This is a genomic window from Synechococcus sp. CS-1328 (assembly GCF_025128095.1).
GTDB lineage: Bacteria > Cyanobacteriota > Cyanobacteriia > PCC-6307 > Cyanobiaceae > CBW1002.
The window spans coordinates 1-20,893 of the sequence record NZ_JAHLYT010000060.1 but is presented as its reverse complement, the minus strand read 5'-3'; the positions used below and the strand labels follow the sequence as shown (position 1 = coordinate 20,893).

Sequence of the window (20,893 nt, the reverse complement as noted above, 5' to 3'; positions counted from 1 at the left end):
GGGGCACAACGGGCCAGGGGTCAGCGCAGCACCGTGATCGCCCCGGCCGGCGTGGTGAGCCGTCGCACGGGCGCGAGATTACAGGTTTTTTGGGGTTGCAACGGCACCACGGCGCCGTCGAGCAGCTCCACGCTCCAGGGTTCCGTCGAGAGGTTGCGCACCCCCATGATTGTGGCGTCGCCGGGGTGGGCCTCCACCCGCGCCAGGGGGGTGAGCAGGCTCTCGGGCAGCAGGGCATCGAAGTGATGGGGATGCAGCTCGTTGTCCGGTGCGGCGATCACCTCCCCATGGGCCAGCTGCAGCCGCAGGACTGGCTGCAGCGGCGAGCCGCAGCTCCAGCAGGTTCCGGCACACTGCGGTTCGGGGAAGACTTCCTGGCCGCAGGCCCGGCAGAGTTGCCGCTGGTCCAGGGTGATCGACAGGGCCCGTCGCCACTGGCCCGTCAGGGCCCGCAGGCTGGGCTGGCGCAGGCCGCGGCAGAAGGTCTGCTCGAACAGGCCCTTGAGCCGCTCCGGGTAGATCGGCCAGGTGATCAGGGCGGCGGTGTGCTCGATCGGATCGGGTCGGTTGGACGGATCGGCCGGATCAAAGATGAACAGGGGGTCTTCGCCGTAGAGGCGGCGGCGGGCGGGTTCATCGAGGCAGCGAATCGCCAGCTCTCGCTGTCCCCGTAGGGGATCGTGGCGGGTGAGCAGCCTGAAAATCAGCACCGCCAGCGAGAACAGATCGCTGTCGGCGCCGGGGCGGGCCTGGCCCAGCAGCACCTCGGGAGCCATGAACCCCGGAGTGCCCAGCACGCTGCCTGGATCACGCCCGTCCACGTCGACGTTGTCGTTGTCGCAGATCAGGATGCGGCCGCTGCCGGGCTGGAGGAACAGGTTGCCCAGGGAGATGTCCTTGTAACAGAGGCCGCGCAGGTGCAGGGCATGGAAGGCGTCAGCCAGGAAGAAGCAGGCCCGCAGCACCGAGCGCAGGCTGATCTCGAGCCGGCCCGCGACGTGCTCATGGGCACCCACGTAGTCCGCGGGTCTCAGGTCCATCAGATAACCGAAACCGGCGTCGCGGCAGCGGATCTGAGCACGGCTGGTGGCGGTCGGGTGCAGCAGGGCGATCGGCCAGAGGAAATCCTGATTGGGGGCCGTGGCGCGAATGCTGGCGCTGAGGCGGCGGGCCAGCTGGGGATCACGGGCCAGGCAGGCCGGCAGATACCACTTCAGGGCCAGAGCTTCGCCGTCCACCTCCACCGCGAACACCTGGCCCTGGGTGCCGCCCCCCAGGGCGCGCAGGATTCGGATCGGGCTGCTGAGTTCCTCCATCTGCAGGGTCTCGCCCAACGGCAGGATCCAGGTCATGGCTCCACCGTCTGGCCCAGGGCCCGGCGAATGCCATTGCGGTGCGACAGGGCGGTGATCCGGTTGGAGAAGCTGCGCCGGTAGGCCAGCCCGTCGCGCAGCACCACCACCAGAACGTGCTGCTTGCGCGAGCCCAGCAGCACCGCGCCGGCCAGGGCTGCCACCTGCAGGGGCCAGAACACCAGCGGAAAGGGCAGCAGCAGCAGGCCGCCGAGGCAGACGAGCACCCACCAGCTGAAGATGTGGGGGTGGAGGGCCAGGCTGCGCAGCTCGGCCGAGCGGATCCGATCGAGGCCGATCCGCTCCCCACCGATGTCGATCTCTGCAGGGGCGGATCCCGCAGCTTGCGCTGCCAGGACTGGCGGCGGCGCCGGCCTGGCAGCACTGGTCTTTCCAGAAATGGTCTGCCCAGAAGTGATCTGCCCAGAAGTGCTCTTTGCAGCACTGGGCTTGGAAGCCGTGGCCTGCGAACCAGTTGCGCTCGCAGCGGTGCTCTTCAGAGCAGTGGCGGGCTCCAGCTGAAACAAGAACACCGGCCCGTTGCGGCCCAGCTGGATCCGATCGCCGTCCTGCAGGGGATGGGGGGCTGTGATCCGCTGGCGGCCCACGTAGGTGCCGTTGGCGCTGCCCTGATCCGCGATCACCCAGCCCGTGTTGTCGCTGGAGCTGCGGATCTCCGCATGACGACGCGACAGCCCCGACGCGTTCGGCAGGCAGAGCTGATTGGCCGGGTCGCGGCCGATGCTCAGGGGCCGACCGGAATCGAGCGGCACGCTGTTGCCCGGTTCGCCCTGCCGGATCAGGCGGGCACGAGGTGGTGGTGGGGCTGGGTTGGTCATGGGCCGCGACGGCGCTGCCACCAGAGCTGCCAGTCTTCGCGCAGGTCTGCCCACCAGCCCCCGTCCCCCTCGCGGTAGGGCACGACGCGGCCCGGGAACAACAGGGCATTGCTGGCCAGGGCCAGGGCCAGGAGCACCAGGGTCAGCAGCACCCAGCCGGGGATCGCCCCGAGCCAGGTCGCCGCGAAGCTGGCGCGCAGGGCGTAGAGCCCGATCGTGAGGGCCAGCCACAGCCGGAAGGGCTCCCAGGGATCCCGCTGGCGCTCCACCCGTTTTCCCGCCATCGCTGTCCGTAGCCTATGGGGCCGTCGCCGTGGACCGCCCTGCCCGTGCCGTCGTCCGACCCCGGGGTCCAAGTCAGCAGCGACACTGCCGCCGCAGTCAGCTGCACCGCCGCAGCAGACCGCCGCACCGCTGCAGCAGAGAGCCGCCGCCGCCGCTGGCGGGCCCTCTGGATCGCCTGCAGCCGTGGTCCATGGGCGCAGCGCCCCGGGGCCCTCGGCTCCGCCTGGCGGCACCTGGTGGCGCGACAGGCCCGCGCCGAACTGTGGCAAGGCGATCGGTTGGTGCTGGCCCGGTCCCTGGAGCCCGGTCAGCGGCTGCGGATCGGTCGCGATCCGGCCTGCGAGCTGCCGGTCGCCGATCCCAGCCTCAGCCGGGTGCACGCCATCCTCGAGCAGGAGCGGCTGGGCGATCGCGACTTCTGCCTCGAAGACTTCAACTCCGCCAACGGCCTGTTCCACCGCGACCGCCGCATCCGTGCCATCCGCCTGCGCCATGGCGATGTGGTGCAGCTCGGATCACCGCTGAAGGGGGAAGCGCCGCGGCTGCGGTACCTCCATCCCCGCAGTGCCCTCGAGCAGGTGGTGCACCTGGCTGGCCTGGCGGCCTTGCTGGGCTCGGGTCTGCTGGTGGGCGGGCTGCTGGCGGCGGCTTCGGTGGGGGGCGGCTCCCGGATCCGCTCCATTGCCGGACCGGTGAAGATCTTTGCGGCCAGCGGCGAGCAGGTCGATGCCCGTGAGGGCTCGGCCACGGCCCTGCCCTCCCTGCAGGACTATCCCCTGCATCTGCGCCAGGCCCTGGTGGCCTCGGAGGAATCGCGTTTCGGCTGGAACAGCGGCCTCGACCTGTTCGGCACCCTGCGCTCCGCCCTGGTCGGCAGCGGTGGTGGCAGCGGCCTCACCCAGCAGGTGGCGCGCCTCTATTACCCCGCCGTGGGCACCGATGTGAGCCTGGCCCGCAAGCTGCGGGAATTGTGGGTGGCGCTGCAGCTGGAGGTGGGCTACAGCAAGAACCGGATCCTGAAGATGTATCTGGACCGGGCCCATCTCGGCCTGGGCACCGATGGGTTCGAGCAGGCTTCTCAGCTGTATTTCCGCCGGTCGGCCCGCGATCTGGATGTGGGCCAGGCCGCGTTTCTGGTGGGTCTGCTGCCCAGCCCCAATGGCTACAGCCCCTGCAACCGCGACGACCCCACCGCCGGTCGGGAGCGGCGCAACCTGGTGCTGAAACTGATGCACGAGCAGGGCTATCTCTCCGATCAGGGGCTGATCGATGCCGAGCGCCGGCCACTCAACATCGATCCCTCCGCCTGCCGCGCCTCCACCTTCACCAGCTATCCGTTCTTCAGCGATTACGTGCTCGGTGAGCTGGAGGGCACCCGCTTCGGGCTCAACCTCTCCGAACAGGAGAGTGGCGGCAACTACAGCGTGGTGAGCACGATCGATCCCAGGCTGCAGGCCCTGGCGCAGCAACAGTTGCAGCGCTTCCTGGAGGGTCCGGCGGCCCGGGCTGGCCTCACCCAGGGAGCACTGATTTCCCTGAATTTCGAGAGTGGCGACATCCTCGCCTACGTGGGCGGCGGCGATTACGGCCGCTCCAGCTTTGATCGGGTTCAGGCGATGCGCCAGCCCGGCTCGGCCTTCAAGCTGTTCACCTTCCTGGCGGCCCTGGCCCATGGGGTCAGCCCGGACGACCGCATCTCCTGCGCGCCACTGTCCTACGTGGCCGGCTGCCGCCATGGGGCGGGCTCAGCCGATGGCACCACCAGCGTGGCCGACGGCTTCGCCGCTTCCGAGAATGTGGTGGCCCTGCGCCTGGCTCAGCGGGCAGGCCTGCGCCAGGTGGTGGACCAGGCCCGCCGGCTGGGGATCAGCACCCCCCTCGACCTCGACTTCAACACCATTCTGGGCGGGCGTGAAACCCTGCTCTACGAGCTGGCCCGGGCCTATGCGGTGGTGGCGAATGGCGGCCAATCGGTGCCGATGCACGGCGTCAGTCGCATCTACGACCTGGGCATCTGCCAGTCGATCTACAGCCTCGCCACCTGTCCGGCACGGGGGGTGACGGTGCCGGTGGGGGAGACCCCCCGCCAGTTGATTCCGCCGGAACAGGCTCAACAGATGGATACCCTGCTGGCCGCGGTGGTGCAGCGCGGCACCGGCAAGGCGGCCGCTCTGGTGGCCGATGCCCGCGGTAAGACCGGCACCACCAACAACGGCGTCGATGTGCTGTTTGTCGGCTATTCGCCGTCGCTGAAGATGCTCACGGCCATCTGGATGGGCAACGACGACAACAAACCCGCCGAAGCCGCCAGTGGGGCCCTGGTGGCGGAGTTGTGGGGGCGCTACATGACCGCAGCCGTCAACCTGCTGGGCGAGCCTGCTGCAGGGCCTGCAGCCATTGGCCAATCCGGCTGATCAGCGCCCAGGCGAGGCCGAGCTGCAGTCCCCACCACCACTGGCTGCTGAGCAGGCGGTCGATCGGACGGCTGTTGTCCTGGGGGCTGCGGCGGGGCAGCAGCCAGCTGAGCTGCAGGGTTCCGTACACCACCAGCAGCACCCAGGCGGGAATCGCCAAGGGGCCGAAGGGATAGCTCAGCGATCGCCAGTGCAGCAGGCTGGCGCCACTGCCCAGGGCGATCAGGGCGCTGACGGCACCGGAAGCTCCATCCCACCGGCCTTCGCTGGTGCGGCGTTGGGCCAGCAGCAGGGCCAGGGCTGCGGTGGCCAGGCTGGTGAGGCAGTAGCGCAGCATCACCTCCGGCAGGGGCAGGGGGGATGGGCCCAGCAGAATCAGCAGCAGCACCAGGTTGAGCAGCGCCTCCCCATTGGCATGGTGAATCCAGGGCGCGCAGATCCAGCGCCAGGCCTGGCGGGGATCGGTGGCATCAGCCTGCTCCAGGGGCCACTGACGCCGCACCACCTTGAGGGGACCGAGGGCCAGCGCCTGAAGCAGCGCCAGCAGCACCACCAGCACCACCCCACCGCTCCACCCCCAGGGATCAAACAGCCAGCGCTGCAACTCCCCGGCCGACCAGCGCCAGACCAGGGCCGTGGTGGCTGCCAGGGCGACTCCAGGCCCCAGCAGCTGCAGCTGCTGGGCGAGCCCTGCCGGGCCTGCTGCAATCTCAAGCGCAGTAGGCGTGGGATTGGAGGAATTGGCAAGGAAGGGACCATCACGGCCCGGTCCAGCACTGAGTGGACTGGCAGTGGCAGAGCCGTAGTTGTCAGTGCTGATCAAGGACCCATCGGGGATGGGCTCAGCGAGTGCTGACAGGTTGATCGATTGAGCGGTGGCAGCCTGAAGCAGCGCCAGCAGCTCAACCAGAACCTTGGGGGCGTAGGTCGACTCGAGCTGATGCACCAGGGCCTGCAGGGCTGAGTGCCGGCTACCGCCGTCCCGTTGGCGAAGAACCTGGCGAAGCAGCGGCTGGGACGCCAGATCGCGGATCGGCCCCTTCAGCCAGTCTTCGGCGCCCAGGCCATCCATCAGCCGGTTGGCCAGCGCTGTGGGATGGTCGAGGTCGAGCAGGCCGGCCTCGTTCCATGCCCTCAGCTGCAGGCCCAGTTCTTCACCCTTCCCCATGCCCTCGAACCGTGCGGGCCGAGCTTAGGAGGGTGATGGCGAGAGCAAAGCCAGCCTTGTTGTCAGCTGGCTTTGCTCGCCTGCAGCCTCGCCCTGGCCCGGGCCAGGCTCTGCTGGGCCTTCAGCTTTTCAGTGCTGGGCTGCTGGCCTTCGAACACCGCGGCGGCCTGCTGAGCGGCCTCGAAGGCTGCTTCGGCGGCAGTGGCATTGATGCTGCTGCCGAGTTCGGCTGCGTTGACGAGCACCGTGACTTCATCGGCTTCCACCTCGGCGAAGCCACCCATCAGGGCGATGGTGCTCCAGCCATTGGCGTCACGCAGACGCATCACGCCGGTATCCAGGGCCGCCAGCATGGTGACGTGCCCGGGAAGAATGCCCACCTGACCGGTGGTGCTGGGCAGGATCACCTCGTCGGCGCTGCCGTCGAAAACGCTCTGGTCTGGTGCCAGGACGCGGAGAGTGAGACTCATGGATCGGGGACCTCAGGGAAACGAGCGGTGGATGGACGCGCTCAGCCCTTGGCTTCGGCGGAAATCTTGGCGGCCTTGGCTTTGACCTCGTCGATGTTGCCCACCAGATAGAAGGCCGCTTCAGGGAGATCGTCGAGTTCGCCAGCCAGGATCATGTTGAAGCCCTTGATGGTGTCCTCGAGCTTCACGTATTTGCCGGGCATGCCGGTGAACACCTCAGCCACAAAGAAGGGCTGGGAGAGGAACTTCTCGATCTTGCGAGCCCGGTCCACCGTGCGGCGATCGTCTTCCGAGAGTTCATCGAGACCCAGGATCGCGATGATGTCCTGCAGTTCCTTGTAGCGCTGCAGGGTGCTCTGCACGGCGCGGGCGGTGCGGTAGTGATCGTCGCCCACCACGGCGGGCTGAAGCATGGTGCTGGTGGAATCCAGCGGGTCCACGGCGGGGTAGATGCCCTTGGAAGCCAGACCGCGGCTGAGCACGGTGGTGGCATCCAGGTGGGCGAAGGTGGTGGCGGGCGCCGGGTCGGTGAGGTCGTCGGCAGGGACGTAGACCGCCTGGATGGAAGTGATCGAACCTTCCAGGGTGGAGGTGATCCGCTCCTGAAGCATGCCCACGTCGGTGCCGAGGGTGGGCTGGTAGCCCACGGCTGATGGCATGCGCCCCAGCAGGGCGGAGACTTCAGAGCCGGCCTGCACGAAGCGGAAGATGTTGTCGACGAAGAGCAGAACGTCCTGCTTGTTCACATCACGGAAGTGCTCAGCCATGGTGAGAGCCGAAAGGCCCACCCGCATGCGGGCGCCCGGAGGCTCGTTCATCTGGCCGTAGCAGAGGGCCACCTTCGACTTGGAGAGGTCGTCGGCGTTGATCACGCCCGACTCCTTGAATTCCTCGTAGAGATCGTTGCCTTCGCGGGTGCGCTCACCCACGCCGCCGAACACGGACACACCGCCGTGCTCCTTGGCGATGTTGTTGATCAGCTCCTGGATCAGCACCGTTTTGCCCACGCCGGCGCCGCCGAACAGGCCCACCTTGCCGCCCTGGCGGTAAGGAGCCAGCAGGTCGATCACCTTGATGCCGGTTTCGAACACCTTGGGTTTGGTCTCCAGCTCGGTGAGCTTGGGAGCCTCCCGGTGGATCGGCGCGGTCATGGTGGTGTTGACCGGGCCCTGCTCGTCGACGGGCTCGCCCAGCACGTTGAAGATGCGGCCCAGGGTGGCTTCGCCCACGGGCACGGAGATCGGGGCGCCGGTGTCGAGTGCTTCCATGCCGCGCACCAGGCCATCGGTGCTGCTCATGGCCACGGCACGCACGCGGTGGTCACCCAGCAGCTGCTGCACCTCGGCGGTGAGAGCGACCAGCTGACCAGCGGAGTTGGTCGCCTCAATGCGCAGGGCATTGAAGATCCTGGGCAGCTTGCCGACCGGGAACTCCACATCGAGCACTGGACCGATCACCTGCCGGACAATGCCTTTGGTGCCGGAGGCGGCGGGAGCAGCAGCAGCCATAAGTAAGGAAAAATCGCGGTTTCGCGCAGCGGGACATCAGCCCGTCTTGAGCGGCGCAACCTTACCACCGCAGCTCACCCGACCCTGGGAGTTCGGTCAACCGCACAGGCCTGGGGCTGGCTTGTTGCCCACTTTCTCGCATACGTTGGCAGTCAACGGGGCCGAGTGCCAACTCTCCCGTTGTTCAGTGGCGTCTCAGGCGCCATGCCGTTGCTATCGCATCAATTCATGGCTGCTGTTTCCCTCAGCGTCTCCACGGTCAAACCGCTCGGAGATCGCATCTTCATCAAAGTCTCCGAGTCGGAGGAAAAGACTGCCGGAGGCATCCTGCTTCCCGATACCGCCAAGGAAAAGCCCCAGGTGGGTGAGGTGGTCCAGGTCGGCCCCGGCAAGCGCAACGAAGACGGCACCCGTCAGACTCCCGAGGTGAGCGTGGGTGATCAGGTCCTCTACAGCAAGTACGCCGGCACCGATATCAAGCTGGGCAGCGACGAGTTCGTGCTGCTCTCCGAGAAGGACATCCTGGCCATCGTCAACTGAACGGTTCCAGTTCCCGCTTTTTCCACACCCGTAAGGACAACGTCTTCCATGGCCAAGCGCATTATTTATAACGAGAATGCCCGCAGGGCTCTCGAAAAAGGCATCGATATTCTGGCTGAGGCCGTCGCCGTCACCCTCGGCCCCAAAGGCCGCAATGTGGTACTTGAGAAGAAATTCGGCGCCCCCCAGATCATTAACGACGGCGTCACGATCGCCAAGGAGATCGAGCTCGAAGACCACATCGAGAACACCGGCGTCGCCCTGATCCGTCAGGCCGCCTCCAAGACCAATGATGCTGCCGGTGACGGCACCACCACGGCCACCGTCCTGGCCCACGCCATGGTCAAGGCGGGTCTGCGCAACGTGGCCGCCGGCGCCAATGCCATCACCCTGAAGAAGGGCATCGACAAGGCCTCCGACTTCCTCGTCAAGAAGATCGAAGAGCACGCCAAGCCGATCTCCGACTCCAACGCCATCGCCCAGGTGGGCACCATCTCCGCCGGCAACGACGAAGAAGTGGGCCGCATGATCGCTGACGCGATGGACAAGGTCGGCAAGGAAGGCGTCATCTCCCTGGAAGAAGGGAAGTCGATGACCACCGAGCTGGAGGTCACCGAGGGCATGCGCTTCGACAAGGGCTATATCTCGCCCTACTTCGCCACCGACACCGAGCGGATGGAAGCGGTGCTCGAGGAGCCCTACATCCTGCTCACCGACAAGAAGATCGGTCTGGTGCAGGACCTGGTGCCCGTGCTCGAGCAGATCGCCCGTACCGGCAAGCCTCTGCTGATCATCGCTGAGGACATCGAGAAGGAGGCCCTCGCCACCCTGGTGGTGAACCGCTTGCGCGGCGTGCTCAACGTGGCGGCCGTCAAGGCTCCCGGCTTCGGTGACCGTCGCAAGGCCATGCTTGAGGACATCGCCGTTCTCACCAACGGTCAGCTGATCACCGAGGACGCCGGCCTCAAGCTGGAGAACACCAAACTGGAGATGCTCGGCACCGCCCGTCGCATCACCATCAACAAGGACACCACCACCATCGTCGCCGAAGGCAACGAGGCGGCGGTCAAGGCTCGCTGCGAGCAGATCCGCAAGCAGATGGATGAAACTGACTCCTCCTACGACAAGGAGAAGCTGCAGGAGCGTCTGGCCAAGCTGAGCGGCGGTGTGGCCGTGGTCAAGGTGGGCGCCGCCACCGAGACCGAGATGAAGGACAAGAAGCTGCGCCTGGAAGACGCCATCAACGCCACCAAGGCGGCTGTTGAGGAAGGCATCGTTCCTGGTGGTGGCACCACCCTGGCCCACCTGGCCCCCGCCCTCGAGGAGTGGGCCGCGGCCAACCTCTCCGGCGAGGAGCTGATCGGTGCCACCATCGTGGCCTCCGCCCTCACCGCTCCGCTGATGCGGATCGCCCAGAACGCCGGCGTCAACGGCGCTGTCGTGGCTGAGCATGTCAAGGGCATGCCCTTCAACGAGGGCTACAACGCCGCCACCGGCGAATACGTCGACATGCTGGCCGCTGGCATCGTTGACCCCGCCAAGGTGACCCGCTCCGGTCTGCAGAATGCCGCCTCGATTGCCGGCATGGTGCTGACCACCGAGTGCATCGTGGCCGATCTGCCCGAGAAGAAGGAAGCTGCTCCCGCCGGCGGCGGCGGTATGGGCGGCGACTTCGACTACTGATCGCAGTCCTGGCTTCCGACCAGCCTGATTGGCTGGTCGGTCTCGGCCCTCGCTTCGGCGGGGGCTTTTTTGTGGCAGATCGGTTGTGCCAAGCTGCTGCCGTTTCCTTGCCTCGCTCTACCGGGGGACTGACAGAGCCGATGATGACGCTGCCTCAGTTGTTCGGCAGCTTTGTTGTTCAGCGGGTGAGCAGATAGCGCAGCGCACTGAGACCAAGAATCAGGCCGATGCCGCTGTTCCAGATCAGCGATTGACGTCGTCTGAGCCAGCCCAGCGGACGGGGCAGGTTGCCGGGGTGGGATTCCAGCAGAAGCGTTGCGGTGATCAGCAGCACCACCGGCAGCACCAGTGCGATCAGCAGTTCAATGGCCATCGCTCAAGCTTCAGCACGGGACCTCTCTCACGCTTCAGCGCTGGTCCCCTACTGCCGCATCGCTTCGGTGGTGGTGTCGGAACTGCCCTGATGACCACGGGGGTGCTTCTCACAGGCCATGGCGGAGCCGGTTCCCACCAGGGTGGCTAGCAGCGCAGCTGTGAACAGGCGGATCATGGGCTCAGGACGGTCAACCTGATCACGCTAGGTCGATTCAGCGGTTCAGGCTGGCTGAAAGACCAAGGCGACGCCGTTATTGCAATACCGCTTGCCCGTGGGCCGGGGGCCATCATCAAACACATGACCCTGATGCCCACCGCAGCGCCGGCAGTGGTATTCGGTGCGGGGCACGATCAGCTTGAAATCGATCTTCGTGGTGATCCCTTTTGGCAGTGGCTCCCAGAAGCTGGGCCAGCCCGTGCCACTGTCGAATTTGGTGGTGGAGCTGAACAGGGGCAGCCGGCAGCCGGCACAGAGGAACGTGCCCTTGCGCTTTTCCTTGTTGAGTGGACTGCTGAAGGGACGCTCGGTTCCTTCTCGCCGCAGCACCTCGTAGGCCCCCGGACTGAGCCGCTTTTTCCATTCCGCTTCACTCAGCTGCCAGGCAGGATCGCTGGCTTTGGAGGCCGCCAGGGCTGGACGCGCCCCGACCAGGGCGGTGAGACTGGCCCCGAAGGAGGCCAGCAGCCCGCGGCGGGTCATCGGCCCAGCCATCCGGCGCTCAGGAGGACGGCCAGCCCGAGAAACAAGGCGAGCAGGGTCCAGGTGATGCGGTTGAGCGTGGCTTCAGCGCTACGGGCGCTGGTGAACATGGAGCCTCCGCTGGAGGCCAGTCCGCCCATGCCATCGCCCTTGGGGCTGTGCAACAACACACTGATGATCAGCAGCACACCACTGCCGATCCAGATCCAGGAAACCGCTGACGTGATCATTGACCCAGATTAGGCCCTGGTGGTCAGACGCCGATGGTCTGGGGAATGCGCTGGGCCGCGGCAGCGGCCGCGAGGGGCACGATCAGCGATGTGCCCGTCATGCTGGCGGGTTTGGGCAGGTTCAGAATGTCCAGCAGGGTGGGGGCGATGTCGGCCAGCCCACCGCCTTCACGCAGGTGGATATCGGTGCCGTGGCCAGGCAGCTTGCGCTCTTCCCCTTCCACCAGGATCACGGGCACGGGGTTGGTGGTGTGGGCTGTCCAGGGACGACCATCCGGACCTTCCATCAGCTCGGCATTGCCGTGATCGGCGGTGACCAGCAGGGTTCCGCCCATGCGGTTGGTGGCTTCCATCAGTCGCCCCACGCAGGTGTCGACCGTGGAAATGGCCGTGGTGGTGGCTTCCATTTGGCCTGTATGCCCGACCATGTCGGGGTTGGCGTAGTTGATCACGACGAACGAATAGATCCCCTTGTTGATGGCCGCGATGCAGCTCTCGGTCAGCTGCTGCGCTGACATGGTGGGTGCCTGGTCGTAGGTCGGGACCCGTGGCGAAGGCACAAGGTGGCGGTCTTCTCCAGGAAAGGCCTTCTCGATGCCTCCATTCATGAAATAGGTGACATGGGGATATTTTTCCGTTTCAGCGGTGCGGAACTGGCGCAGACCAGCCTCTGAAATCACCTGACCTAAGAGGCCCTCCAGTGATTCCGGCGGAAAGGCCACGGCTACGGGAAGGCCCTGTTCGTATTGGGTGAAGGTGACCACATCCAGCGGTTCAATCCGCTGACGCGGGAAGTTGTCGAATTCGGGCAGCACCAGGGCGCGGATCAGCTGGCGGGCGCGGTCGGGGCGGAAGTTGAAACAGACCAGACCGTCGCCGGCCTTGACCAGTCCTGCACTGATCCGGGTTGGTTCGATGAATTCGTCGGTGATGTCTTCGGCGTAGGACGCCTCCACCACCTGTTCGGGGGTGAGTCCGCAGGGGGTCTCTGTTTCGGTGAGCAGCCGGTAGGCCTTCTCGGTGCGGTCCCAGCGGTTGTCGCGATCCATGGCCCAGTAACGGCCGCAGATGGTGGCGATACGGCCGACGCCGGCGTCGGCGATCTGAGCCTCAATACGCTGCAGGAAGGTGATGGCGCTGGTCGGGGCCGTGTCGCGACCGTCGGTGATCACGTGCAGGCAGACGTCGTCGAGTCCGCGTTCCGCCGCCCAGCGCAGCAGGCCGGCAATGTGGTCGACATGGCTGTGGACTCCGCCGTCTGAGCAGAGGCCGATCAGATGAAGGGTGCCTCCGCTGGTCAGGAGGCGGTCGCCGAAGGCATTGAGGGAGGGATTGGTGGCAATCGATCCATCCCGCACGGCTTGGCCGATCCGCACCAGTTCCTGGCGGATGATCCGGCCGCAACCAATGGTGAGGTGGCCCACCTCGGAATTTCCCATCTGCCCATCGGGCAGACCCACGGCAGCCCCGCTGGCTTCAATCAGGGTATGGGGATAGGCATGCCACAGGGCATCCATCACCGGGGTGGAGGCGGCTCGGATGGCGTTGTGATCGGTTTCGTGCCGATAGCCCCAACCGTCCAGGATGGCCAAGACAACGGGAGCGACGGTGCCTCGGCCAGACAGGGTGGCGATGGCGTCGTGTCCTCCGGAGCGCTGAGAAGCGGGAGGTGAGGAGTTCTGAGGGGAATCAACTGTTTTCACCCGAACATCCGCAATCGTCGGCACATCTCTGACCATCCCCAACCTACTCCGGTTCAGCGAGGTCGCATCAGCTGGCACGCGGCTTGGTCAGGCTTTGGCGACAGCACCTGACTTAGCGTGAATGATCAGACGTCTGAGCATGGAACCCCTGCCTGCCGAGGCCATCGCAGCGACCCAGTCGAATCAGGCCGGCGGTCGCCGGGAACTGCTCTCCTCCCAGGATCTGGGCCGCACGATCGATCGCCTCGCCTCCCAGGTGCTGGAGCGCACCGATGACAGCCGGGCCCTGCTACTGCTCGGCATTCCCACCCGGGGCGTTGCGCTGGCCCGTGTTCTGGCGGAACGGCTCAAGCAGCGCTGCGGCCATCCGATCGATCAGGGCAGCCTTGATCCCACGTTTCACCGCGATGATCTCGATCGGGTCGGCACGCGACTGGTGGAGGCCACCCAGCTGCCCGCCGCTGGTCTGGAGGATCGGGATGTGGTGCTGGTGGACGATGTGATCTTCACCGGCCGCACCGTGCGTGCGGCCCTGGAAGCCCTGCAGGCCTGGGGCCGACCGCGGCGGGTCAGCCTGCTGGTCATGGTGGATCGGGGCCACAGGGAGCTGCCGATCCAACCGGATTTCTGCGGCCGCCTGGTGCCGACGCGCCGGCTGGAGAGCATCCAGCTCTGTCTGAACGCGATCGATGGTCACGAGGGGGTCTACCTGCTGGCGCCTGACGCCTGAAGCGAGAAACCTCAGGCCGGCGAGAGTTCGTCGCTGCGGAAGTGGGCGCGGAATTTGCCGAAGGCCACGATCACCGGCAGGGTCGGGCTGATCGGCCTGCCTTTCCAGTCGTTCAGCACGTTCACGACTTCCCCCTGCTGTCCCTTCAGGTCGAAGGCTTGTCCCCGGTGCTGGGGATGGTGGAACACCACCACGCTGCTGCTGACGCTGACCGGATCGCCTGGCTGCATGGGCTCTGGACCTTCCGGCCCTTCGGGAGAACACTTCGGCCGCTCATCCTGTCATGCAGCCCTGGCGGGATGCCCGGCAGCAGCGGCGCTGATTCGGGAGTGGCAGCGATTCAGCAGCGGCGGTGATTCAGCGCTGACAGGCGGATTCCGGCCCCGCTTCGACAATCTTGCCCCCCAGTTCCTGGCAGGCCTGCTCGAAGGCACTCCACTCATCCACCCCGGCGGCGATCCGCTTCTGCACCAAGGCATCGAGCTTGTCGGTGGGCACCGTGTGGGGGAGGTCTCCGTGGCTGTCGTGCTCCTGATCGGCACCAGACAGGCTTTTCACACCCGCGTCGACCTCCTCGCGCACAGCGTTGCTTTCCTGCTTCCACCAGGGATGGTCGATGCGGTTGAGGGCATCGAGGGCCTCCCACCAGCGCTGTCGTTCGGCCAGCTGGCGTGCCCGTTCCAGCTGCAGACGGTTGCGGTTCCATTGCTCGCGCAGGCTGTCCCCCAGGGCGGTGCCGTTCTCGCGACGTTCTTCCCCCATGGCGGCCAGCACCGTCAGGGCGCCTTCCAGATCTCCATCCCGGAACAGGGTGAGGGCGCGGCGGCGGAGCTGCTCCTGCCAGGTCTGCAGCTCCTTGCGATCGGCGGGTCCGCCAGCGGCGGAGTTGACCAGCTGCAGTTGCAGGGCCAGGGCCTCGGGCCAGTTCTGCTGCTCCCAGAGCTGGCGAGCCTTGAGCCGGCGGCACTGGCCCTGTTCGAGGGGGGCCCGGCCGGCCATCCACTGCAAGGCTGAGAGCTGCTCGCTGTACCGCAGGCAGGCATCGAGTTCACCGCGCTGGGAGGCGTCCGCCAGCCGCTGGGGCAGCTCGCCTTCCCACCAACGGGCCACCCCCACGGCCGTGGCCACCAGCCCGAGGGTGATCGCCAGCCAGACACGCGGCAGCCGGTGGCGGCGGAGGGCCAAGAACAGATCAAGAACTTCAACCTTTCTATGGACCTGAGGGCCGCCCCAACGCCTTGAGGGGGCAGCCCCGATGTTGTCCACCTGGGTTGGGACACCCTCAGCGCACGATGCCGAGGCTGCGCGGTTCCAGTGGCGCCTGGCTGCGAAGGTCCGTCCCCTCGACCTGCAGCTGACCCGCCGCATCGATCCACAGGCGCAGCTGCAGACGGTCCTCGCCGCGCTGGCCGGGAGGATCGAGCGGCAGGGGGCTGGGTTGCTGGATCCAGGGACGAACGGCTGCGGCCCCAGCGGGGCGTGGCCGCAGCACCGGCAGCCCGTCACGGAAGATCACCTCGGAACGCTGCTGCGGCTGGGGTTCCCCCAGCACCAGCTCCAGGCAGGACTGCCCGTCACGGCTGCAGGCCAGCACCAGCTCCAGGGGCTCGCTGGTGGGCCAGGACTGACCCGGCACGAACAGCGGATGCCAGCGATGACGACTGCTGCGGCGGTCCCAGCAGCGCAGGCTCACACCCTGGGCCAGCACATCGCGGATCTGCACCCCCGGCGTGAGGGCGAGGGCTCCGAGCACCACCGCTTCCACGGGTCGTTCATCGCGCAGGGGAATGGCACCGCAATGCTCCTGCAGCCAGCGGCGGATGCGGGGCATGCGGCTGCTGCCGCCCACCGGCAGCACGGCGGCGATCCCGTTCACCAGGCCCCCCGCGAGGCTGTCGCCGCCGGAGCCCTCCCGCCGGGCCGCTGCCAGCACCTGCTCGAGCAGGTCGTCCAGTTGCAGCAGCAGGCCCCGCTCCTCGAGCAGCTGATCGAGCTGTTGCCGGCTCAGGCGCAGGGGCTGGGGGGTCCCCTGCGGAGGACACCAGATCTCGAGGGCCTCCTCGGCTTCGCTCAGCCGGCATTTGAGGCGTTCCGCCACCGCCAGCAGGCTGCTGTCGCTGTCGCCACCGGGATGGAGCAGATCGGCGATCCAGCGATCGATGTCGCGCCCCCCCAGGGCCAGACCTGCCTTGCCGATCACCCGGGCGCAGCGCAGGGCCTGACGACCGTCCTCGAGGCTGCGGCCCGCGAAGCGCAGCAGCTGGGCGATCGGTGCGGCTCGCCCTTCCCCCCCCTCCAGCGCCACCAGCGAGAGATCGATCGTGCCCCCGCCGAGATCCACCACCAGCACACGGCTGCCGGGGCGGAGGCCGCAGCCGATCGCCGCGGCCGTGGGTTCGTCCACCAGGGCCACCTCCTCCACCGCCAGGCTGGAGGTGACCTCCTGCAGCCAGCGCCGGTAGCCGCGGTAGCTCTCGATCGGGGCGGTGAGCACCAGCCGGCGTGGCTCGATCCCCGCCGGCAGGGCTGCCCAGAGGGCCCGGAGCAGGCGCTCACCCGCCTGCTCCGGGCTGAGCAGCATGCCCGTGGTGTTGGGGGATGGCGCTACGTCGCCGGCGCCGATCAGGCGCTTGAAGTCGCGGCAGAGGCTGGGGCTGGAATCGGCGGCCAGGCCCGCCTCCAACACCTGGCGGCCGATCAGGGGGCGGGGGCTGTCGGCGGCGGCGAGCCAGAGCAGGCTCGGCACCACGACGGGATCACCGCAGGCGTAGGGAGCGAGCTCGAGCAGCGTTGGCGGGCCGTGGTCGGGCTGCCAGGCCACCACGGTGGTGCTGCTGCCCAGGTCGATCGCAAGGGTGCCGGTCATGCCGCCAGGATGGCGCGGCGAGACGCTCGCTTAGATTCGGTCGATCAGGAGTGGAATTGACATGCAGCTCGGTATGGAACTCAATGCCAAGGAACTGGCCCAGAGGGGAGAAAGTCTGATCCGCCACTCCAGTAATCGCTACCTCACCACCGTGCGGATCGCCTTCCGGGCCAAGCAGCGCCGCTTCGACGATTTTGACGGCCTCCTCGATGAGTCGATGGTCAAGCCCGTGCAGCGCGCCATTGTTGAGCTGAGCGACGAGCAGGACCAGCCCGACCTGCTGCCTGGCTGATTGCGGCCATGCGGGTCGAGGATGCGCAGGGGTGGCGGCTGGTCTTTGAGGCAGCCCGCCACCCCTTTGTGCTGTTGGTGGGTGCCACCGATTGGGCTGCCGAGCTCAGGGCTCAGGAGGCCCTGGCCTTGCTGCAGGGCATCGCCACCCTCACGGCCCAGCACGGCGCCCTCACCGATCAGCTGCTGGACGAGGAGGCGATTGAGCTGGAGTGGGAGCGCGGCCCGCTGTGGATGGCCCTGGAGGGAGACCGGACCCAGTGGAGTCTGCGCTTCGTGCTCAGCCCGGACGATGGCCAGCGTGGTCTGGAAGGAGCCTGGTCCGCTGGAGCTGCCGCGGCCTTCGCCGCCGCCCTGGTTCCGCTGGAGGCCCCACTGCAGGAGCTGATCTGAAGGACGGCTGCCACCCTCGCCGTCCCCAGCAGCGCGGCTAAGCCCGTAAGACCTGTGGCGGTTTCCCTGCTGATCAGCACTGCTGATGCTTCCGGTTCAGCCGGTTGATTCCGCAGCCTGGCCACCCCTTTCCCGGGGTTTTCCACAAGCCTGGATCCCGAAGCGTTGCTGGCCGCCCTGCCCTGGGGAAAACCCGCCCGCCGCCGTTTGTCCCTTGACGCTTTGGCCGGCGGGGCTCGGTCCAGCGGTGCTTTGGCGCAAGGGTTGCGGGATCCCTTGCCACGCCGTCTGTCTCAGGTTGGGATCCCTGCCTGGCCATCCCGCTGCAGCCATTTGACGGGGACCCTGGGATGTGGGGAACTGGTGTCCGTGTCAGGGGGAGCAATCGCATGCGGTATGCCGTGGAGTCAGGAGCAGGGGTGGGGCTGAAGACGGAGGCTGAGGCCAGTGGCACGGTGAGCCTGCGGGCCGAGGTGCCCGAGGCCCTGCTCTCGGCCATGCGTGGCTTCATTGAGTGCCATCCCAACTGGGACCAGTACCGGCTGTTTCAGGCCGCCCTGGCCGGTTTCCTGGTGCAGAACGGCGTGCAGAGCCGGGAGGTGACCCGTTGCTACCTGGCCAACCTGTTTCCGGGGCAGAACAGCTTCAACCAGCCCCTGCTGGCGAACGAGCCGGTGCGGCGCGCTGCTCCGATTCGGCGCCTCTGATTCGCTACCTCTGAATTCGGTTACCTCTGATCGCCGCCCGTGCCGGCCCTCAGCCCTCCAGCAGCGTCAGCAGGCGAGAGGCTGAGGCCTCCGGCACCGGCAGGATGGAAAGGCGGTTGCCCCGCTTCACCACCGCCAGCTCCTCCGGGCTGAAGTCCTCGCGCAACGCCTCCAGGCTCAGCAGACCGGGATAGGTGCAGAGGTAACCGAGCCGGACGCAGTCCCAACGAGGAGCCTCGCGCCTGCTGCTCGGATCGAAGTAGTTCGAGGCTGGATCAAACTGACTCGGATCGGTGAGGCCCGTTTCGAGCACCTCCATCAGGCCAACGATGCCCGGCGGTTTGGCATTGGAGTGATAGAAGAAGGCCCGATCGCCCACCGCCATGCTGCGCATGTAGTTGCGGGCCTGGTAGTTGCGGATCCCGTCCCAGAGGGTGCTCCCATCGCGTGCCAGATGGTCGATCCCGTAGACGTCGGGTTCGCTCTTCATCAACCAATGGGCCATGGGGGGCGGCTGCCGCGATTCAGGGCGCGGACGGAGATGGCGAAGGGATCATGGCGTGCAGGGGGGCTGAAGGTGGCGAGCCGGTGGTCTCAGAGCGCTTCGACGCAGCGGCGGAAGTGATCACCGCGGGCTTCGAAATCGCTGTACTGATCGAAGCTGGCGCAGGCCGGTGACAGCAGAACCGCCCGGCAGTCACCGCGCCGGGCCAGCTCCGCCGCCAGGGGCACGGCCTGCTCGAGGCCCTCCTGCTCGTGCAGTTCACCGCCGTAACCGGCCGCCTCCAGGAGTTGCCGGAACTCCGGCCGGGCCGCGCCGTAGAGCACCACCGCGAAGGCCTGACGCCGCAGTTCCGCGATCCAGCCGCTGGCCTCGCCGATCTTGGACTGACCACCGGCGAGCACCACCAGTGGCCCCTCCAGGGCCCGCAGGCCGACTTCGGCGGCGTCGTAGTTGGTGGCCTTGCTGTCGTTGTAGTAGGCCACCCCGGCCTGCTCCCGCACCCGCTCCAGGCGGTGCGGTACCCCGGGGAAACAGCGGAAGGCCGCCTCCATCACGGCCCCGCTCAGCCCGACCTCCAGGCCCACGGCGGTGGCCAGCACCAGATTCTGGCGGTTGTGGGCGCCGGGCATGGCCAGGCTGTCGGCCGCCAGCAGGGGCCCGCTGGCATTGCAGACCATTCCGTCTTCGATCCAGAGGCTGGCCGCGAGGTCGGCGGGCAGATGGTGGCGGGACCCTGCCGTGACCCAGTGGCCCCGATCCCAGCTCGGAGCCTGGGCCCGCAGATCCGGATCGTCGGCGTTGAGGATGGGGAGCTGGCTGCGCTCCAGCAGGCTGCGCTTGATGGCGCGGTAGTTCTCCAGCGTGCCGTGGCGCTCGAGGTGATCGGGCGTCAGGGTGGTCCAGAGGCCGATGCGGGGGGCCAGCTGAGGTGCCGCTTCGATCTGGTAACTGCTCAGTTCCACCACCAGCCAGTCCGGCAGTGGCGTGGCGCCGGCGGCGCAGCGCTCCAGGGCCACTTCCGCAGCGGAGAAGCCCACGTTGCCGCACTGGGGAGCATCCAGGCCCGCCTGGCTGAGCAGATGGTGCACCAGATGGGTGACGGTGGTCTTGCCGTTGGTGCCCGTGATGCCGATCCAGGGCACTCCGGCCGTGGCCATCCAGGCCGGCACCATCTCGCCTTGAACGCTCACCCCCTCCTGGCGCAGTTTCGCCAGCACGGGATGGTCCCAGCGAATGCCCGGACTGACGATCACCTTGCCCAGGGGTGCCTGCAGGTCGTCAAAGGCGGAGCTGGTCAGCGGGCATCCCAGCTGCACGGCGATGCCTTCGGCCCGCAGCAGCCTGGCGTGCTGCTCAAGGTCAGGGCTCTGACCGCTGTCCAGCACCAGCACGGGCTCGCCAAGACGATGCAGCAGCCGCGCGGCGCCTCTGCCGGATCGACCCAGACCGACCACCACGGTGAGGGGACAATCCGCGGCTGGCATTGGAGGGCTGAAAGAAGGAAATGGGCGATACTGGAATCGAACCAGTGACTCCTACCGTGTCAAGGTAGTGCTCTACCTCTGAGCTAATCGCCCCTTGGTGATGAAGATGCCGCTGCCCAGGAGTTGAGGCCCAGGTGAGTGCTGTGTCTCCAGCAGCAGCAACTTAGCAGCCGGCTGTACAGCGGCCTGACGCACATCACCCGTGCAGCTGTCTGCACGAAGACCTGCATCTCCACGGGCCGCTATCGCAGCGGCGACCCGCAAGCAGATCAGCGGCGCAGCAGCCCGATCCGGATCCGGCCCCGCTGGGTGGGGCTTGCCGCCTGGATCTCCAGCTCACCGCGGCTGTGCCACTGCACCCGATCGCCCGGCGCCAGCTCCTTACTGGGGCTGCTCACCGGTTGCCAGTTGAGCCGCACCAGCCCTTGGCGGATCGCGTCGGCCATGCGGTTGCGGGAGACGCCGAACCCGGCTGAACCCACGGCATCGAGCCGCATCGACGCCTCGACCACCTGGATCTGGCGTGGCTGACGCCGGGCCGGTAACTGCAGGGTGTTGAGCGGCCTGGCCTCGAAGCGCACTGAAACCGTGCGCACCAGCCCCGGCTGCGCATGCAGCCGTTAGGCGGCGGCCGCCCCGCCCACCGCCTG

At 67.2% G+C, this 20,893-nt stretch carries 24 protein-coding genes and 1 tRNA gene; 7 read left to right on the top strand and 18 right to left on the bottom strand.

Annotated features, from left to right (window positions below; all coding sequences use genetic code 11):
• Nucleotides 1–20: 20 nt before the first annotated feature.
• From KQ310_RS11265 to KQ310_RS11255, 3 genes are read right to left on the bottom strand one after another with little or no spacing between them, the layout of a single operon-like run.
• Nucleotides 21–1,352 carry a protein kinase domain-containing protein gene (locus KQ310_RS11265; RefSeq protein WP_259721843.1) on the bottom strand — a complete coding sequence of 444 codons (1,332 nt, stop codon included), beginning with the start codon at nt 1,350–1,352 and terminating at the stop codon, nt 21–23.
• A complete protein-coding gene (locus KQ310_RS11260) occupies nt 1,349–2,191 on the bottom strand; it encodes an FHA domain-containing protein (RefSeq protein ID WP_259721842.1) in 843 nt (280 codons plus the stop codon). Before KQ310_RS11260 ends, KQ310_RS11265 begins: the two co-directional genes overlap by 4 nt.
• Nucleotides 2,188–2,475 carry a hypothetical protein gene (locus KQ310_RS11255; protein WP_259721841.1) on the bottom strand — a complete coding sequence of 96 codons (288 nt, stop codon included), beginning with the start codon at nt 2,473–2,475 and terminating at the stop codon, nt 2,188–2,190. Before KQ310_RS11255 ends, KQ310_RS11260 begins: the two co-directional genes overlap by 4 nt.
• A 45-nt stretch (nt 2,476–2,520) precedes the next feature.
• Here KQ310_RS11255 and KQ310_RS11245 point away from each other — a divergent pair, with 45 nt between their 5' ends.
• Entirely contained in the window at nt 2,521–4,890 is a 2,370-nt protein-coding gene (locus tag KQ310_RS11245) for a transglycosylase domain-containing protein (protein ID WP_311134732.1), read from the top strand.
• On the opposite strand, the gene KQ310_RS11240 is transcribed toward KQ310_RS11245, so the two are convergent.
• The 3 genes from KQ310_RS11240 to atpD all read right to left on the bottom strand — a co-directional run bounded on the left by KQ310_RS11240 (nt 4,835) and on the right by atpD (nt 8,036).
• Complete coding sequence (locus tag KQ310_RS11240; RefSeq protein ID WP_259721840.1) at nt 4,835–6,058, bottom strand: rhomboid family intramembrane serine protease; 1,224 nt, start codon at nt 6,056–6,058, stop codon at nt 4,835–4,837. The genes KQ310_RS11245 and KQ310_RS11240 overlap by 56 nt on opposite strands.
• Nucleotides 6,059–6,120: 62 nt before the next feature.
• Nucleotides 6,121–6,528 carry an ATP synthase F1 subunit epsilon gene (gene atpC / locus KQ310_RS11235; protein WP_259721839.1) on the bottom strand — a complete coding sequence of 136 codons (408 nt, stop codon included), beginning with the start codon at nt 6,526–6,528 and terminating at the stop codon, nt 6,121–6,123.
• A gap of 41 nt (nt 6,529–6,569) precedes the next feature.
• Nucleotides 6,570–8,036 (bottom strand): F0F1 ATP synthase subunit beta, encoded by a 1,467-nt coding sequence (gene atpD / locus KQ310_RS11230; protein ID WP_259721838.1) that lies wholly within the window; start codon nt 8,034–8,036, stop codon nt 6,570–6,572.
• A gap of 228 nt (nt 8,037–8,264) precedes the next feature.
• Here atpD and groES point away from each other — a divergent pair, with 228 nt between their 5' ends.
• Together groES and groL are read left to right on the top strand one after the other, a co-directional pair.
• Nucleotides 8,265–8,576 (top strand): co-chaperone GroES, encoded by a 312-nt coding sequence (groES, locus tag KQ310_RS11225; protein WP_259721837.1) that lies wholly within the window; start codon nt 8,265–8,267, stop codon nt 8,574–8,576.
• 48 nt (nt 8,577–8,624) lie between these two features.
• The gene (gene groL / locus KQ310_RS11220; RefSeq protein WP_259721836.1) at nt 8,625–10,259 is read left to right on the top strand and encodes a chaperonin GroEL; all 1,635 of its coding nucleotides are present in this window, start codon (nt 8,625–8,627) and stop codon (nt 10,257–10,259) included.
• A gap of 178 nt (nt 10,260–10,437) precedes the next feature.
• On the opposite strand, the gene KQ310_RS11215 is transcribed toward groL, so the two are convergent.
• Genes KQ310_RS11215 through gpmI form a run of 5 tightly spaced genes read right to left on the bottom strand, consistent with a single transcriptional unit; the run spans nt 10,438 to nt 13,156 of the window.
• Nucleotides 10,438–10,632: a hypothetical protein gene (locus tag KQ310_RS11215; protein ID WP_259721835.1), complete on the bottom strand. Its 195-nt coding sequence runs from the start codon at nt 10,630–10,632 to the stop codon at nt 10,438–10,440.
• A gap of 48 nt (nt 10,633–10,680) precedes the next feature.
• Complete coding sequence (locus KQ310_RS11210; RefSeq protein WP_259721834.1) at nt 10,681–10,809, bottom strand: hypothetical protein; 129 nt, start codon at nt 10,807–10,809, stop codon at nt 10,681–10,683.
• Between the two features lie 45 nt (nt 10,810–10,854).
• Nucleotides 10,855–11,334: a peptide-methionine (R)-S-oxide reductase MsrB gene (gene msrB / locus KQ310_RS11205; RefSeq protein ID WP_259721833.1), complete on the bottom strand. Its 480-nt coding sequence runs from the start codon at nt 11,332–11,334 to the stop codon at nt 10,855–10,857.
• Nucleotides 11,331–11,564: a preprotein translocase subunit SecG gene (gene secG, locus KQ310_RS11200; protein ID WP_259721832.1), complete on the bottom strand. Its 234-nt coding sequence runs from the start codon at nt 11,562–11,564 to the stop codon at nt 11,331–11,333. The genes msrB and secG overlap by 4 nt, the downstream gene beginning before the upstream one ends.
• A 23-nt stretch (nt 11,565–11,587) precedes the next feature.
• Entirely contained in the window at nt 11,588–13,156 is a 1,569-nt protein-coding gene (gene gpmI, locus KQ310_RS11195; RefSeq protein ID WP_259721831.1) for a 2,3-bisphosphoglycerate-independent phosphoglycerate mutase, read from the bottom strand.
• Nucleotides 13,157–13,406: 250 nt separating this feature from the next.
• Between gpmI and pyrR the strand changes: the two genes are divergently transcribed.
• Nucleotides 13,407–13,997, top strand: a complete 591-nt coding sequence (gene pyrR, locus KQ310_RS11190; protein ID WP_259721830.1) for a bifunctional pyr operon transcriptional regulator/uracil phosphoribosyltransferase PyrR — start codon at nt 13,407–13,409, stop codon at nt 13,995–13,997.
• A gap of 11 nt (nt 13,998–14,008) precedes the next feature.
• Here the strand turns inward: pyrR and KQ310_RS11185 are convergent, their stop codons facing one another.
• The 3 genes from KQ310_RS11185 to KQ310_RS11175 all read right to left on the bottom strand — a co-directional run bounded on the left by KQ310_RS11185 (nt 14,009) and on the right by KQ310_RS11175 (nt 16,863).
• Nucleotides 14,009–14,227: a ferredoxin-thioredoxin reductase variable chain gene (locus KQ310_RS11185; protein WP_259721829.1), complete on the bottom strand. Its 219-nt coding sequence runs from the start codon at nt 14,225–14,227 to the stop codon at nt 14,009–14,011.
• Between the two features lie 127 nt (nt 14,228–14,354).
• Nucleotides 14,355–15,182, bottom strand: a complete 828-nt coding sequence (locus tag KQ310_RS11180) for a hypothetical protein (protein WP_259721828.1) — start codon at nt 15,180–15,182, stop codon at nt 14,355–14,357.
• 97 nt (nt 15,183–15,279) lie between these two features.
• A complete protein-coding gene (locus tag KQ310_RS11175) occupies nt 15,280–16,863 on the bottom strand; it encodes an Hsp70 family protein (RefSeq protein ID WP_259721827.1) in 1,584 nt (527 codons plus the stop codon).
• Nucleotides 16,864–16,936: 73 nt separating this feature from the next.
• Between KQ310_RS11175 and KQ310_RS11170 the strand changes: the two genes are divergently transcribed.
• The 3 genes from KQ310_RS11170 (at nt 16,937) to KQ310_RS11160 (ending at nt 18,254) form a co-directional block, all read left to right on the top strand.
• Nucleotides 16,937–17,155 carry a DNA-directed RNA polymerase subunit omega gene (locus tag KQ310_RS11170; RefSeq protein ID WP_399238208.1) on the top strand — a complete coding sequence of 73 codons (219 nt, stop codon included), beginning with the start codon at nt 16,937–16,939 and terminating at the stop codon, nt 17,153–17,155.
• Nucleotides 17,156–17,163: 8 nt separating this feature from the next.
• Nucleotides 17,164–17,547, top strand: a complete 384-nt coding sequence (locus KQ310_RS11165) for a DUF1818 family protein (RefSeq protein WP_259721825.1) — start codon at nt 17,164–17,166, stop codon at nt 17,545–17,547.
• Nucleotides 17,548–17,966: 419 nt separating this feature from the next.
• Nucleotides 17,967–18,254, top strand: coding sequence for a DUF2811 domain-containing protein (locus KQ310_RS11160; RefSeq protein ID WP_399238184.1), 288 nt, complete (start codon nt 17,967–17,969; stop codon nt 18,252–18,254).
• Nucleotides 18,255–18,303: 49 nt separating this feature from the next.
• Here KQ310_RS11160 and KQ310_RS11155 read toward each other — a convergent pair whose 3' ends face one another.
• From KQ310_RS11155 to KQ310_RS11140, 4 genes are all read right to left on the bottom strand, one after another.
• Complete coding sequence (locus tag KQ310_RS11155) at nt 18,304–18,759, bottom strand: EVE domain-containing protein (RefSeq protein WP_259721823.1); 456 nt, start codon at nt 18,757–18,759, stop codon at nt 18,304–18,306.
• Nucleotides 18,760–18,848: 89 nt separating this feature from the next.
• A complete protein-coding gene (murD, locus tag KQ310_RS11150; protein WP_259721822.1) occupies nt 18,849–20,243 on the bottom strand; it encodes a UDP-N-acetylmuramoyl-L-alanine--D-glutamate ligase in 1,395 nt (464 codons plus the stop codon).
• A 21-nt stretch (nt 20,244–20,264) separates the two neighbouring features.
• Nucleotides 20,265–20,336 (bottom strand) — tRNA-Val (locus KQ310_RS11145).
• Between the two features lie 176 nt (nt 20,337–20,512).
• Complete coding sequence (locus tag KQ310_RS11140; RefSeq protein WP_259721821.1) at nt 20,513–20,839, bottom strand: S4 domain-containing protein; 327 nt, start codon at nt 20,837–20,839, stop codon at nt 20,513–20,515.
• Between the last annotated feature and the right edge of the window lie 54 nt (nt 20,840–20,893).